12 protein-coding genes are annotated in these 13,550 nt (G+C 33.0%); 7 read left to right on the top strand and 5 right to left on the bottom strand.

The features are described from left to right. Genes HCAN_RS04080 through HCAN_RS04095 form a run of 4 tightly spaced genes read right to left on the bottom strand, consistent with a single transcriptional unit; the run spans position 1 to position 6,280 of the window. Positions 1-816, bottom strand: a complete 816-nt coding sequence (locus HCAN_RS04080; protein WP_006655481.1) for a J domain-containing protein — start codon at positions 814-816, stop codon at positions 1-3. After that, a complete protein-coding gene (locus HCAN_RS04085; protein WP_006655482.1) occupies positions 816-2,861 on the bottom strand; it encodes a dynamin family protein in 2,046 nt (681 codons plus the stop codon). The genes HCAN_RS04080 and HCAN_RS04085 overlap by 1 nt, the downstream gene beginning before the upstream one ends. Beyond that, the gene (locus HCAN_RS04090) at positions 2,854-5,130 is read right to left on the bottom strand and encodes a dynamin family protein (protein WP_006655483.1); all 2,277 of its coding nucleotides are present in this window, start codon (positions 5,128-5,130) and stop codon (positions 2,854-2,856) included. Before HCAN_RS04090 ends, HCAN_RS04085 begins: the two co-directional genes overlap by 8 nt. A 4-nt stretch (positions 5,131-5,134) precedes the next feature. Then, on the bottom strand, positions 5,135-6,280 hold the full coding sequence (locus HCAN_RS04095; protein ID WP_006655484.1) for an MFS transporter: 1,146 nt from the start codon (positions 6,278-6,280) through the stop codon (positions 5,135-5,137). Positions 6,281-6,472: 192 nt separating this feature from the next. Between HCAN_RS04095 and rplI the strand changes: the two genes are divergently transcribed. From rplI to HCAN_RS04120, 5 genes are read left to right on the top strand one after another with little or no spacing between them, the layout of a single operon-like run. Further along, positions 6,473-6,919, top strand: a complete 447-nt coding sequence (gene rplI, locus HCAN_RS04100; protein WP_006655485.1) for a 50S ribosomal protein L9 — start codon at positions 6,473-6,475, stop codon at positions 6,917-6,919. Next, a complete protein-coding gene (gene hslV, locus HCAN_RS04105; protein WP_006655486.1) occupies positions 6,919-7,455 on the top strand; it encodes an ATP-dependent protease subunit HslV in 537 nt (178 codons plus the stop codon). The genes rplI and hslV overlap by 1 nt, the downstream gene beginning before the upstream one ends. A 41-nt stretch (positions 7,456-7,496) precedes the next feature. Next, the gene (gene hslU / locus HCAN_RS04110; protein ID WP_006655487.1) at positions 7,497-8,819 is read left to right on the top strand and encodes an HslU--HslV peptidase ATPase subunit; all 1,323 of its coding nucleotides are present in this window, start codon (positions 7,497-7,499) and stop codon (positions 8,817-8,819) included. Positions 8,820-8,827: 8 nt separating this feature from the next. Further along, positions 8,828-9,712 (top strand): GTPase Era, encoded by an 885-nt coding sequence (gene era, locus HCAN_RS04115; protein ID WP_006655488.1) that lies wholly within the window; start codon positions 8,828-8,830, stop codon positions 9,710-9,712. Between the two features lie 12 nt (positions 9,713-9,724). Continuing rightward, positions 9,725-10,720: a L,D-transpeptidase Cds6 family protein gene (locus tag HCAN_RS04120; RefSeq protein ID WP_006656833.1), complete on the top strand. Its 996-nt coding sequence runs from the start codon at positions 9,725-9,727 to the stop codon at positions 10,718-10,720. On the opposite strand, the gene rdgB is transcribed toward HCAN_RS04120, so the two are convergent. Continuing rightward, complete coding sequence (gene rdgB / locus HCAN_RS04125; protein ID WP_006655490.1) at positions 10,706-11,323, bottom strand: RdgB/HAM1 family non-canonical purine NTP pyrophosphatase; 618 nt, start codon at positions 11,321-11,323, stop codon at positions 10,706-10,708. The genes HCAN_RS04120 and rdgB overlap by 15 nt on opposite strands. A 75-nt stretch (positions 11,324-11,398) precedes the next feature. Between rdgB and HCAN_RS04130 the strand changes: the two genes are divergently transcribed. Together HCAN_RS04130 and HCAN_RS04135 are read left to right on the top strand one after the other, a co-directional pair. Next, positions 11,399-12,760, top strand: coding sequence for an MFS transporter (locus HCAN_RS04130; protein WP_006655491.1), 1,362 nt, complete (start codon positions 11,399-11,401; stop codon positions 12,758-12,760). An 8-nt stretch (positions 12,761-12,768) separates the two neighbouring features. Next, complete coding sequence (locus HCAN_RS04135) at positions 12,769-13,542, top strand: tRNA 2-thiocytidine biosynthesis TtcA family protein (RefSeq protein ID WP_006655492.1); 774 nt, start codon at positions 12,769-12,771, stop codon at positions 13,540-13,542. Positions 13,543-13,550 lie beyond the last annotated feature (8 nt).

The following is a 13,550-nucleotide window of genomic DNA, read 5'->3' on the forward strand; positions in this document are numbered from 1 at the left end:
TTAACTCCTTAAATAGCATTTAAAATTTGATTTAATATTTTCGTAGGCTTCATTAATAATGCGGAATTTTTCAGAGTAGCCTTCGATAATTTTAGAATCTTGTCCATAAACATTGTCAGGATGATAGATTTTTGCGAGTTCAATATAGCGATTTTTCACGCTTTCAAACTCTTCATCTTCTTTGCAACCTAAGATTCTATAGCTTTTTTTAAGCAATCTTTCTTCTTTGGTGGTGTAAGGTTCAAAGCATTCAAAAGTATTATTGGTTTTGAAAGTTTCATAATCAAAATCCAAAACAATATTGTGGATAATTTTTTGAGAAAGCATTGCAATGAGTTTTTCCCAAAAATAAGGACTGCTTGAATCTAGAAAAATTTCTTGTTTAGTATGGCTGATAACAAAATCTTGAAAAAGAGAAGTTAAATAGCGTTTTGCGAGACGATTTGGACGACTTAAACGCAAACAAACTTGTGTTCTTGTTAGGCTACTATGGAGAATTTGCAAAGAAACGATTATGTGTTCTAAGATAGCTTTGCTTTCAATCATTTTAATGCGAATTGGAAGGTGGCTACTATCAATGATAGCTTGGAAGCTTGGGTTATTTTTTTTATTTTCTTCTTGCATAGCAACATGATAAGCCCAGTTTAAAAAATAATCTTTTTTATAACGCTCTCCATCATCTAGAATCAACACTGAACTAGAGAGACGATAAGCTTTAGAAAAGTGTTTATATGCAAAATCAATAGCGCGTTTTAAGAAGCGGGATTCTTTTTCAATGCTAATTTGAATGTATGGCTCTAGGAGCTCTACTTTCATTAAACTTCCTTGTTTTTAGTGTCTTGTTTGCTTATAAGCAACTCTGGTTCCATATTCATAAAATCTTTGATAATTTGTAAATTTTTTATAATTTTATCAATTTCTATCTTAAGATTTGTCATCTTATCATTGATGACTTGATTTTTATTTTGTGTAAGGGTTTCTAAGCCTTTTAAGAATTGAGAGTAGGTTTTTTTTAGCAGATTCATAGGTCCAAATAATTGGGCTTGTAGGGGTTCAAAACAAAAAGATTCATTGAGATAATCGCGGATATTTTCTAGGGTGGGTGAAAAAAGTGCGAAATCTTGATTTTCTTGATGTTTGGCAATGGAATTTTTGAGCTTTAAATCAAGTTTGTTGAGTGCTGATTCGATTGCATTATTATAATTGAGTGTGAGAAAATGGCTTAGGAAGTGAAGTTGGCTTTGGAGATTAGAGATTGCTAGTAAATCATTTTTATCAAAATCAATTATAAGGCATTCATAATATTGCTGTGAAAAATGTTGTAAATCTTTGAAGCTTTGGCTATTGGGTGCAAATTTATAAATCTCTTGTTTTTGAACTTCTTTATCTTGCCATTGCTTAGCTTTGGATTTTAAATCTTTTGAGAATTCTTCCACTAAATCGCGGAATAGATTGCAGAAATTGTGAATTTGTGCGCTTAAGGCTTTGAAGTCTTTTTGAAAAGATGAATCTTGGTTTTGGAGTCGGATTTTAATTTGTTCTAGTGGCAGCAATGTAACTTCTTTGCTTTGTAAAATGATCTTTTCTTTAAAAAGCGATTTTTGTTTAATAGGAAAATCAAGCGCGGTTTTTTCTAAATGATTATAGATGTTTTGTGCAATAGAATCTAAAAGCAAATCCAAGGTTTTATAGAGATTGTCAAAAATTTGCTGTTGTTTTTCTTGGTGAGTTTGGCTTTTTAGAATGGTATCGTGGAGATGATTGGTAAATATTTTAGCTAAAGATTTATAGCAAAGTAAGGTTTTGTGGTATTGGTAATGGAGTAAAATATGCATTTCTTTAAGTTTTTTAAGAGTGCTGTATTCTTTGGAGAGGGTTGCTTTGGGCTTGATTGTATGGGTTATGAAATCAAAGATGGCTTGCATATTGGATTGCTTGATGAGGTTTGTGTAGTCGGTATTGCTTTGGTTTGTGTTTTGAATAGATTTTGAAGTGGCTTTAAAATCAGACTCTAAAGTGCTTAAAAGCGTGTCTTTATCTTCTATATGGGAGAGATTTTGAATCTTTGAAGAGAGATTGGATAGGAGATTTTTTAGGATTTTTTGAGGAGAGTTTAGATTGGCTTGAAGTCCTATTTTTGCAGAAATTGGGATGATTTCTGCAAAGATTCCACTAAAGGCTTCTTTGGCGTATTGAACACTCAAATCAATTTCTTCTTGAGTTTTTAAGCGATCTTTTTGGTTTAAAACACAAAGGCTTTTTTGCGCATAATGTTTAATGAATTCTTTAAGGAGTTGTTTTTCGCTATTTTTTCCAGCATTGTCAATGAGGGTTAGCCAAATGATTCCATCCACATTTTCTAGGATTTTTAAGGTCGTATTGGTGTCTTCTTGATTTTGGGAGTTAAACCCTGGAGTGTCAAGAAAATTAATTTCTTTTAAAAGCAAAATGGGTGCATAAAGGCAGAAATGATCAATGTTTTGGGAGTTTTGTCTTGAGAGTTTGTGGAGAAAATCAATATTTTGTGGAATCTTATGCCCATTTTTGTAAATGACTTCCAAAATATATTCATCCCCATAGCAGATTTTGCAAACCTTTGAGGTGATTGGTGTGATTCCTGTTGGTAAGATATTTTCTCCTAAAAGAGCGTTTAAAAAGGTGCTTTTACCGCTTGAGAATTGCCCAATAATAGCAATTTGCATAGCTTCTTGATTTTTGTTGTAGAGATCACCAAAGAAGTCTAAGGAATAATCATTTGGATTAAGGTTATTTTGACAATCTAAAAGTAGCTTTTGGATTTTGGTGGTTTGTGAGTTTTTTTGTAGAATCTCTTGGCATTCTTTAAGATATTGTTTAAGCATTAGAAGTCCTTGTTGCGTATTCTTGGATATTTTGGAGTTGGTTTAGGTGATTTTTGATTTGTTCTTGAAGTGTGAGAATTTCTTGTTCTTTTTTGGCTTTGTTTTCTGAATTATTTTGTGAATCTTCAAGGCTTTTTTGGAGAATCTTTTCTTTAGTCTGCAAGATAAGTTCTGATTCTTCTAAAATTTCATTGAAGTGATTTTGAAGATTACAAAAAAGCTGCGATTGAAGAGTTTGGCTTTGGCTATAAATTGCTTCTTTAAAAGATTCAAAACCTAAAGAAAAAGCATTTTGTAGTGAATTTAAGAGTTTTGTATCTTTGTGCTTTAGTGAAATATGATTTAGGATTTGCATTTTAACTTTAAGAATTAAAGATTCATTAAGTTTGATTTGTGAGAGTTTTAAGCTGTGATTTAGGGCAAATTGACTGATGAGTTGAGAGATTTTTTGAGAAAAATTGTATTGATAAACTCTTAGAATATCAATTAAAAAATCCTTTAAACCTTGCAAGAGAATTTTTTCTACGCGTTCTTTGCTGGGTGTTTTGTTGTGATTATAATCATACATAATGTCTTCAAAGATTCGTTCAATGAGTATGTTTTGTGCTTCAAGGAGCTTTTGGGAGAGTAGGTTTGTTGCGGTTTTGGCATAATCTTGTAATTGTTGTTGAATGGTTTGTAGTTTTTGTTTGGTGGAGTTTAGCTCATCTCTAGCTTTTTGTGCTTCTTGTTTAGTGCTTTCAATAAGGGAGAGAATGGATTCTCTTGAGCTAAAAAGCAGTGTTTTTTCAAGATTTAGATTTTCTTGCAAAGCAAGGAAAGCTTTTTTAAAGCCTTGTGTGGCTAGATAAATAAGATCTTTTGCTTTGGTGCTATTGCTTCCTATGAGGGTTTTTTGTAAATATTCAATGAGAGCATTAAAATTGGATTCTTGGAGGGTGTATCCTAATTCTTTAGCTTTTTTTGGATTGGTTTGACAAAGGAGTGCAGGATAACTTGCAAGACAAAGAAAATCTAGGCGTTTTATAAGAAGGGCACCCTCTTGGAGTGCTGAGATTCGGCTTTGTATGGTTTCTTTGGTGTAATCTAGGGCTTGGAGTAGATCTTTTTGGGAAAGTAAATCGGCGTGGGTTAAGATAATGAGAATCCTTGAAATATTGGAGTTTTGCAAAGCTTCTAGGATAAAGTTGATATCTAATTGAGTGGCACTTTGTGAAGCATTCATTGCGTGAATGAGTAAATCGCATTGACATAGATAGTTTTTGGTGATTTCTTCCCTTTGGATAATAGGATCATCAAGTCCTGGAGTATCAACAATTTCTACTTGGTTTTGCAAGAATTGCAAGGGCGTAAAGAGTGTGGTTTCTTTGATGAGATTGCAAAGTTTGCTAGGATAATTTGCAGAAGTGAATTTTGGTAATTCTTCAAAGGGAATTTCAAGGCTTTGTTTGGGATTAGAATCTAAAATATATTGAGAAAGAAAGCTTTGGAATTCTTGATTTTCTAGCAGAGATTCAAGATAGCTTGAATCTAGAGTGTTTTTTAAATCTTCCCATTCTTGTTTATTCCAAAAATTTATTTTTGCATAGGAAGTTTCATTGTATTTAAGAGTTGTTAGACTTGCTGTTTCTGGTATAGTGGAGCTACCTAGAATCTCTTTGCCTAAAAGTGCATTTAATAAAGTGCTTTTGCCTGCACTTAACACTCCTGTGATTCCTATAGAGAAATGTTGGGATTTGGTTTTTGTTAAAAGATTTTGCAATGACTTTTGAATATCTACAAACATAGGGATAGAGTGCATTTGGTTTTCTAAGATTGCAAGGCTTTCTTCAAAAAAATTTTCAAAGTGTTGTATGGAGGAAGCGGGGGCGGTGGTTTTGGTTTGTAGGGAATCTAAAGGAATTTTTGAGAGAAATTGTGTGAGATTTTTAAAATGGGATTCTTCAATCATTTGGTTTTGATTTAGAGTTTCAAGTTTATTTAAAGTTTCTTGGAGAATAGTTTTAATTTTGTGGTTGGTGGATTGGCGTTGTAGCTGGAGTAATAGGCTAAGTTGAGCCTGTTTAATCAGTTTAAAGCTTAAATTTTCTTGGAGATAATTTTGAGAGATTTTTTGTAGAGTTTGGGATTGCCAAAAAAGATTAAAAGTTTTTGGGCTAAGACTAAGAAGGATTGCTAAAATATCGCTACAGGAATTTGGTGGTAAGTTAAGAATATTTAGATTCCCTAAAGGGTTTATTTGATTATAATTTTCTTCTAGCCATTCCATAGGTTTATCCTTTGATAAAATATTTTTGAGATTGGTAAAAAATTAAGGCACTTAAAAATAAAATAACACCAAGAGTTAAACAAAGGGCATTCCAGCCAAAAGGGCGATAAATGTAAGTAGGTAATGTTGTCCCAAGTGCGCCACCTGCATAGTATGAAGCAAGATAGAGACCATTGGTGATTCCTTTTTGATTGGCAGAGATAGTATTAATTAAAGAAGAGAGTGTGGAATTAATAATAAACATACCGGCACTTAACACAAAAACTGCGAAAAAGAGTTGCCAAAAATCCCCATAAATCATCATAAAACACGCACAAGCAAAAATTACAAAACCAACACTGATTGCCTTGATTTCTCCACCAAGCAATTTTACGATTCTTTGAGAAAAAAGAGCAGCAAGAATACCAATAATGTATCCAAGATACATAAAGCCAATTTGTGCTGCGGTAGTGTTTGGATCAAGGGAAGAAACATAAAGGGGCATAAAATTAAGGGTGCCTTGAAAACAAAAAAGAATCAAAAATGCACCACAATAGAGTAAAAAGTAGCGTTTATCGGTTAAGAAATCCAAAAAGATTCTAAAGGTGATTTTGGCATTTTTAATTTTTGCGTTGGTATTTGGGAGTTTAATAGCAAGTGTTGCAATAAGGAAACTTGTGATTCCAAGGGCTAAAAAAGTAAATTTCCAAGAAAAAATAGTCGTTAAAAGTCCTCCTCCAACACGCGAGAGAACGCCACCAAAAATTGTGGAAGCAACATAAACACCGATGTATTTGTTGCTAGAATCAATGCGTGTAAGGCAAGTAACGGTTGCTGTAAGTGCTGCAGGAATGGCAAGTGATTCTCCGATTCTAAGAAGCAAAAAGCTACTATATTGTTGGCTTAAGCACAAAAGACATTGGAAGATTCCAAGCAAGGCTAGTGAAATGACTAAAATAAGTCGGGTATCAAATTTTTCTAGTAAATAGCCATAAAAAATAGGTGCGATGGCTAACATAAAAAGGGGAATAGAAGTAAAAAGGGTAACTTGGGTAGTAGAAATAGTGAATTCTTCAATCAATAAAGGCTGTATGGGCTGTGTAATATAAAGTGTTGAAATAGTAACCATTGCACTTAGCATAATAATTAAAAGATGATAGTTTTTTTGCATAGGAAAATCTTTATAGTTTGTCGCATTTTTGGCGTTAAAAAATTCCTAATATCTTATTCTTAGAAACTTTAAAAAAGTATAAAATAATTAAACTATTTTTTTATTTTTGCCAAATAAAAGCAAAAACTAGAATATTCTCTTATTATTTATTTAACAAAAAATGTTAAAATTTCAAAAATTTAAGGAGTATCGATGAAAGTATTATTATTACAAGATGTGAAAGCATTAGGAAAAAAAGGTGAAATTTGCGAAGTAAAAGATGGATATGGAAAAAATTTTTTAATTGCTAAGGGAATGGCAGATTTTGCGACTAATGAAGTGATAAATCGCTACAAAGCAACACAAAAAAAGATGGCACAACAAGCTGCAGAAAATAAGGCATTAATGGAAATGGCAGCTAAGAAAATTGAAGAAATTACTCTAAAGATTTCTCAAAAAGTTGGTGCAAATGGTTCTCTTTATGGTGCAATTACTAAAGAAGATATTGCAGAAGAACTTGCTAAAGCACACCGCTTAGAGATTGATAAAAAAAGCATTGAGCTTAAAAATCCGATTAAATCTACAGGAGTTTATGAAGTAGAAATCAAACTAGGTGGTGGAATACACGCAAATTTAAAAATTGATGTAGAGGCACTATAATGTTTGAAGCAACAACGATATTAGCCTATAAAACAGAAAATGGAGCAGTTATTGGCGGAGATGGGCAGGTTACTTTTGGAAATTGTGTTTTAAAGGGTAATGCTACTAAGATTCGCACACTTTATCACGGACAGATTCTAAGTGGCTTTGCAGGAAGCACAGCCGATGCTTTTAGTCTTTTTGATATGTTTGAAGGCATTTTGGAGAACAAAAAAGGGGATTTACTTAAATCCGTGATAGAGTTTTCTAAAGAATGGCGAAAAGACAAGTATTTAAGGCGTTTAGAAGCGATGATGATTGTTTTAAATAAAGAGAAAATTTTTATTTTAAGTGGCACAGGTGATGTGGTAGAGCCAGAAGATGGAAGAATTGCTGCTATTGGTAGTGGTGGTAATTATGCACTCTCAGCTGCTAGAGCTTTGGATCGATTTGGTGGTGGGCAAATGCAGCCAAAAGATTTAGTTTTAGAATCCCTTAAAATTGCAGGAGAGCTTTGCATTTATACCAATCAAAATATTAAAATTTTAGAACTTTAAAATAAGGAATAAAAGTAAGAAAAATGGAAAATTATATTGCGATGACACCAAAAGAGATTGTGAGTTATTTGGATGAATATATTATTGGGCAAAATGATGCTAAAAAAATTGTCGCTATTGCATTAAGAAATCGCTATCGGAGATTACAACTTCCTAAAGAGATTCAAGAAGAAGTTATGCCAAAAAATATTTTGATGATTGGTTCAACAGGGGTTGGTAAGACCGAGATTGCAAGACGAATGGCTAAAATGATGGGGTTGCCTTTTGTCAAAGTAGAAGCTAGTAAATACACGGAAGTGGGATTTGTAGGAAGAGATGTTGAATCAATGGTTAGAGATTTGGTGGTGGCTTCTATTAATTTAGTCAAAGAAGAGCATCGCCAAAAAAATGCACAAGGGATTCAAAAATATGTTTTAGATAAAATTGTAGAAAAGTTGATTCCTCCGCTCCCTAAAGGTGCTAGTGAGCAAAAGATAGAGGAATACCAAAAAGCTTCAGAAAAAATGAGACAAAAGGTAGAAAATGGGGAAGTTGATCATCTAAAAATTGAGATTGAAGTCCCAAAACGCGCCTTTGAAATTGAAGATGGAAATATGCCAGCAGAGTTTGCAAAGGTGCAAGAGACTATTGCTAGAGTTTTTATTGCTTCTCCCAAAGAAAATCCAAAGAAAGAAGTGAGTATCAAAGAGGCAAAAGAGATTTTAAAAATTGAAGCAAGTGAAGCTTTATTGGATTTAGAAAGCATTAAGCAAGAAGGATTAAAGAGAGCGGAGAGTAGTGGTATTATTTTTATTGATGAGATTGATAAAGTTGCAGTGAGTTCTAATGCTCAAGGCAGACAAGATCCAAGCAAAGAAGGAGTGCAAAGAGATTTGTTGCCTATTGTAGAGGGCAGTATTGTAAATACCAAATATGGAAGCATTAAAACCGATCATATTTTGTTTATCGCAGCGGGTGCTTTTAGTTTGAGTAAGCCTAGTGATTTGATTGCTGAATTACAAGGAAGATTCCCTTTGCGCGTTGAGCTTAATAGTCTTGATGAAGAAGTGCTTTATAAAATATTAACTCAAACTAAAAATTCAATTTTAAAACAATATGAGGCACTTTTGGCAGTTGAAGAAGTAACTTTGAAATTTAGTGAAGAGGCTATTAGAGCTTTGGCACATTATTCTCAACTTGCCAATGAAAAAACAGAGGATATTGGAGCTAGGAGATTGCATACGGTTGTAGAGCAAGTTATTGAAGAAATTAGCTTTGAAGCAGAAAATTATAAGGGGCAGGAAGTAGAAATCACCGAATCTCTTGTCAAAGAAAAGCTAGATAATCTTGTGGCAAATAGTGATATTGCACGATATATTTTATAAGGTTTTTCTTGGAAAGTAGAGCAGGATTTGTAGCAGTGCTAGGACGACCTAATGCAGGGAAGAGCACTTTTTTAAATGCACTTTTAGGTGAGAGATTAGCACTTGTATCACACAAGGCAAATGCAACAAGAAAGCGAATGAATTTAGTCTTAATGCAAGAAGAAGCGCAGATTGTTTTTGTAGATACCCCTGGGATTCATAAGCAGGAAAAATTACTCAATCAATATATGCTAAAAGAAGCAATGCAGGCAATGCAGGATTGTGATTTATTGCTTTTTTTAGCACCAGTTAGTGATAAAATTGATTTTTATGAGGAATTCTTACAAAGTGCAAAAAATAAGCCCCATCTTTTGCTTTTAACTAAAAGTGATAGTGTTATTAAAGAGGAGCTGTTTTGTAAAATGCAGGAATATCAGAAATATCAAAATTATTATCAGGCTTTGATTCCTATTTCTTATAAAGATTTAAATTCATTAAAAAGTGTCGTAAGAAAAATAGCAGAAATGATGCCACCAAATCCTTATTATTATGATCCAGAGATTTTAAGCCCAAATAGCACTAAAGAGATCGTAAAAGAAATGATTAGAGAATCTTGCTTTGAAAATCTTAGCGATGAGTTGCCTTATGAAAGTGATGTTATGGTGAATCTCTATCAAGAAAAAAGGGATTTAGATTACATTAAAGCAACAATTATTACTCATAAAGAAAGCCAAAAAGCAATGGTGATTGGCAAAGAGGGTAAAACTTTAAAAAGGATTGGAAAAAGTGCAAGAGAAAAAATAGAAAAATTTATTAACAAAAAAGTATATTTAGAGCTTTTAGTTAAGGTTATGCCAGGTTGGAGTAAGCAAAAAGAAAGCTTAAAACAAGTTGGCTATGATTTTGAAGATTAAATGGAGAGAAAAATGAAAATTATTTGGTTACTATTAATAGCAGTTTTTAGTTATGCAAATGAGTATGATTGGATTCAAGTTTATCGAGAAAATGGAGTAGAAGCGTTAGAAAAAAAGATTGATGCTATTTTGCAAACGCAAGATTATTGGAAAGAAGTGATGAAAGATAAAGATACGCGTTTTGGGTATTATGAGGATTTAAAATACCTTTTTATTGCTTCAAAAGATGCACCAAAATTAGAATCTCCAAAATTAAAGCTTTATGCCTTGGAGAATGGTAAATGGGTGGAGAGGTTAAATGCAAATAGTTTGGTTGGTTCTAAAGGCGGAAATAAACAAAAAGAAGGAGATTTAGCGACCCCCATTGGAGTTTATACGCTAGAAAAAAGATTGGTAAATTTAGATCAATATTATGGACCTTTAGCTTTTACCACTTCTTATCCTAATCTCTATGATAGATTGCAAAAGCGAACAGGATATGGAATTTGGATACATGGAATGCCGCTTAATGGAAATAGAGAGGAGCTTAATACGCGTGGTTGTATCGCAATTGAAAATAATCTTTTGACTACGGTGGATCAAATTATTGATTATCGCGATTCTTTGCTAATTACTTTTTCTAATGAGATTAAAGAGGTTAAAAAGCAAGATTTAGAGATTATCTTATCTAATTTGTTTCAGTGGAAAGAGGCGTGGAAAAATAATGTAATTGATACTTGCCTTTCTTTTTATGGTGAGGATTTTATTCGCTATGATGGACAAAAATACAATGCATTTGCTGCAGTGAAGCGACAAATTTTTGGTAAGGGTGAAGAAAAAAATATTCAATTTAATAAAATTAATATTTCACCTTATCCTAATGAAGAGAATAAGAATCTATTTAAAGTTAGTTATCATCAAGATTATAAAGCCTATTTGAATGGAAAGCTTAATTATTCTTCAAATGGGGATAAAGAGCTTTATGTTGAGCTAAGAAATGGGAAAATGCAAATTTTAGCAGAAAAGTAGAGATCTTAAAATATATTCTGCTCTTTTTAATGCAATGGTGCGATGTGAAATCGCATTTTTCTCTTCATTGCTAAGTTCTGCTAGAGTTTGATTGAAACCTTTGGGGATAAACATAGGATCATAGCCAAATCCATTTTTACCCCGTTTGTGTGCAATGACATCGCCATACATAAAACCATGAGTGCTAAAGTCTCCATAAAAGTGGCTAATCCCAATACTTGCACAATAATAAGCACTTGAAGTTTGATTAGGGAGTTTGGCAACTTCTGCTAAAAGCTTTTCTAAATTGGCTTGAGAATCTCCTCCGCTGTATCTAGCGCTATAGATTCCTGGCTTACCATCAAGTGCATCAACACAAATTCCACTATCATCAGAAAGGACTATGTCTTTTGGGGTTAGGAGATTTTTTTCTTTTAGTGTGTTGAAAACGCTTTTAGACTTAATGAGTGCATTTTCTTGGAAAGTTTGTCCATTTTCTTCTATATCAAAAGGTGTAATGAGTGTATCCCAAGCAAGAATCTCTAAAGCATCTTTTAGGTTTTGATAAATCGCTTGAATCTCTTTTATTTTATCTTGATTGGAGGTTGCTAAAATTAGTCGCATTGTATTGCCTTACTTATAGTATTTTAGATAGAATTAGCTTTTTGTTTTTGGAATTTTAGCAAAAATGGAGAATCTATGAAAGAGCATTCTTTAATTAAACAAACTATACCCCTAAGCATTATTTTAGCAGGACGCTTTTTTGGCTTATTTGTTGTTATGCCACTTTTATCTTTGTATGCCCTCTCTTTAGAAGGAATGAATGCGACTTTGGTAGGTATTGCCATAGGTGGTTATGCACTTACTCAAGTCTTATTTCAAATACCTTTTGGTTTTTTGAGTGATAGATTTGGGCGAAAAAGCATTATTGCTCTTGGGCTTGTTATTTTTATCTTGGGTTCCATTGTCTGTGCGATGAGTGATAATATTTATATGCTGATTATAGGGAGATTCTTGCAAGGAGCAGGAGCGATTGGAGGAGTGGTGAGTGCAATGATTGCAGATTTAGTGCGTGAAGAAAAACGCACTAAAGCAATGGCATTAATGGGTGCTACAATTTCACTTAGTTTTACAGCTGCCTTGATTTTAGGACCTATTTTAGGGGCTTATTTTGGCGTAGCAAGTTTGTTTTGGATTACGGCTATTTTGGGAGTTTTAAGCTTGGGAATCTTGATTTTATTTGTGCCAGAAGCCCCTAAGATTCATTATAGTTTTGCTTCAAGCTCAGATAATTATAAAACAATTCTAAAAAATAAAAATTTACAAATTATGAATATTACCAATTTTTTGCAAAAGAGTTTTATGACTTTAGCATTTTTAATTATTCCCATTGCGCTAACTAAAGGCTTTGAAATGCCTAAAGAAGATTTATACCAAGTTTATATTCCAGCTAGTCTTTTGGGGTTTTTTGCAATGATTCCAGCGGCTATCTTTGCAGAAAAAAAGGGTAAGTTTAAAAGTGTTTTGGTGATTGGAATCTTGCTTTTTATGGCGGCATATCTTTTGATGCTTGGTCAAAATGTTTGGGTGTTTGTTGTTGGAGTTTTGATATTCTTTATTGGTTTTTCAGTGCATGAACCCATTATGCAAAGTCTTGCTAGTCGCTATTGCAAGGCGCATCAAAAAGGCAGTGCTTTAGGAATTTTTACTTCTTTTGGATATTTTGGTTCTTTTGTTGGTGCGCTTATTGGTGGGCAATTATATGAGCATTTTGGTATGGTTGCCATTAGTATTTTTGTGGTGTCGGTATCCTTTTTATGGATTTTGCTTTTGATGCTTTTGGCTAGTCCAACTGCCCAAAAAAATTTCTATTTACCTTTGAGGGAAAATGTTAAAAATGAAGATTTGGAGATTTTAGCAGAGCTTAAGGGAGTTTTAGAATGGTTTATTAATCAAAATGAAAAAGTGGCAGTCATTAAATACAATAAAAACTTAATTTTAGAGCAAGAAATTAAAAAGTTTATCGCTACAAATCTTCAAGAAAAAATTAAAGAAAATTAAGAGTGGAAATGGAAAATAATATTGAAATTAGCAAAAAAATTCTTAAAATCGCAGGAAATACAAATGCAGAGTTTGGGCTAATAAAAGAAGGAGATAGAGTTCTTTTGGGCTTAAGTGGGGGGAAAGATTCGATACTTTTAGCAACTTTACTAGCTAGGTTAAAAAAATACGCTCCCTTTAATTTTGAGTTTAAAGCACTCACGGTGGATTATGGAAGAGGAGGAGAATATGAATATATTTTTGAATATTGTGAAAAATTAGGGATTCCCTATGAGCTTTATCGCACAGATATTTATAAAATTTTAGAAGAGAATCGTCGCGAAGGAAGTGTATATTGCAGTTTTTGTTCGCGTATGCGAAGAGGGGCTTTGTATTCTAAAGCTTTGGAGGGAGGATTTAATAAAATTGCTCTAGCACATCATTTGGATGATGCAGCAGAAAGCTTTATGATGAATTTGACTTATAATGGTGCTTTACGCTCTATGCCACCTATTTATAAGGCACAAAATGGATTGTATGTGATTCGTCCATTAATTTTTGTGAGAGAAAGGCAAATTATTGATTTTATTGCTAAAAATAATATCTATATCGCTCCTGATTGCAATTGTCCTATTATGTGGCAAAGCGATGATAAGCGTCCTTATGCAAGAGAAAAAACAAAACAAATGTTAAAAGAAATGGAGGAGGCTAATCCGGATTTTTTCACTTCATTGAAAGTAGCTTTAGGGAATGTGCATCTTAATAGTTTATTTGATAAAAAATATTTAGATAAACAGGATTGAGAGCGGAT

Source organism: Helicobacter canadensis MIT 98-5491, assembly GCF_000162575.1.
Lineage (GTDB): Bacteria > Campylobacterota > Campylobacteria > Campylobacterales > Helicobacteraceae > Helicobacter_D > Helicobacter_D canadensis.

Bases quoted from the DNA above. Each gene is read 5' to 3' on its own strand.
- HCAN_RS04080 (WP_006655481.1), bottom strand. From the start codon at position 816: ATGAAAGTAGAGCTCCTAGAGCCATACATTCAAATTAGCATTGAAAAA.
- HCAN_RS04085 (WP_006655482.1), bottom strand. From the start codon at position 2,861: ATGCTTAAACAATATCTTAAAGAATGCCAAGAGATTCTACAAAAAAAC.
- HCAN_RS04090 (WP_006655483.1), bottom strand. From the start codon at position 5,130: ATGGAATGGCTAGAAGAAAATTATAATCAAATAAACCCTTTAGGGAAT.
- HCAN_RS04095 (WP_006655484.1), bottom strand. From the start codon at position 6,280: ATGCAAAAAAACTATCATCTTTTAATTATTATGCTAAGTGCAATGGTT.
- rplI (WP_006655485.1), top strand. From the start codon at position 6,473: ATGAAAGTATTATTATTACAAGATGTGAAAGCATTAGGAAAAAAAGGT.
- hslV (WP_006655486.1), top strand. From the start codon at position 6,919: ATGTTTGAAGCAACAACGATATTAGCCTATAAAACAGAAAATGGAGCA.
- hslU (WP_006655487.1), top strand. From the start codon at position 7,497: ATGACACCAAAAGAGATTGTGAGTTATTTGGATGAATATATTATTGGG.
- HCAN_RS04120 (WP_006656833.1), top strand. From the start codon at position 9,725: ATGAAAATTATTTGGTTACTATTAATAGCAGTTTTTAGTTATGCAAAT.
- rdgB (WP_006655490.1), bottom strand. From the start codon at position 11,323: ATGCGACTAATTTTAGCAACCTCCAATCAAGATAAAATAAAAGAGATT.
- HCAN_RS04130 (WP_006655491.1), top strand. From the start codon at position 11,399: ATGAAAGAGCATTCTTTAATTAAACAAACTATACCCCTAAGCATTATT.
- HCAN_RS04135 (WP_006655492.1), top strand. From the start codon at position 12,769: ATGGAAAATAATATTGAAATTAGCAAAAAAATTCTTAAAATCGCAGGA.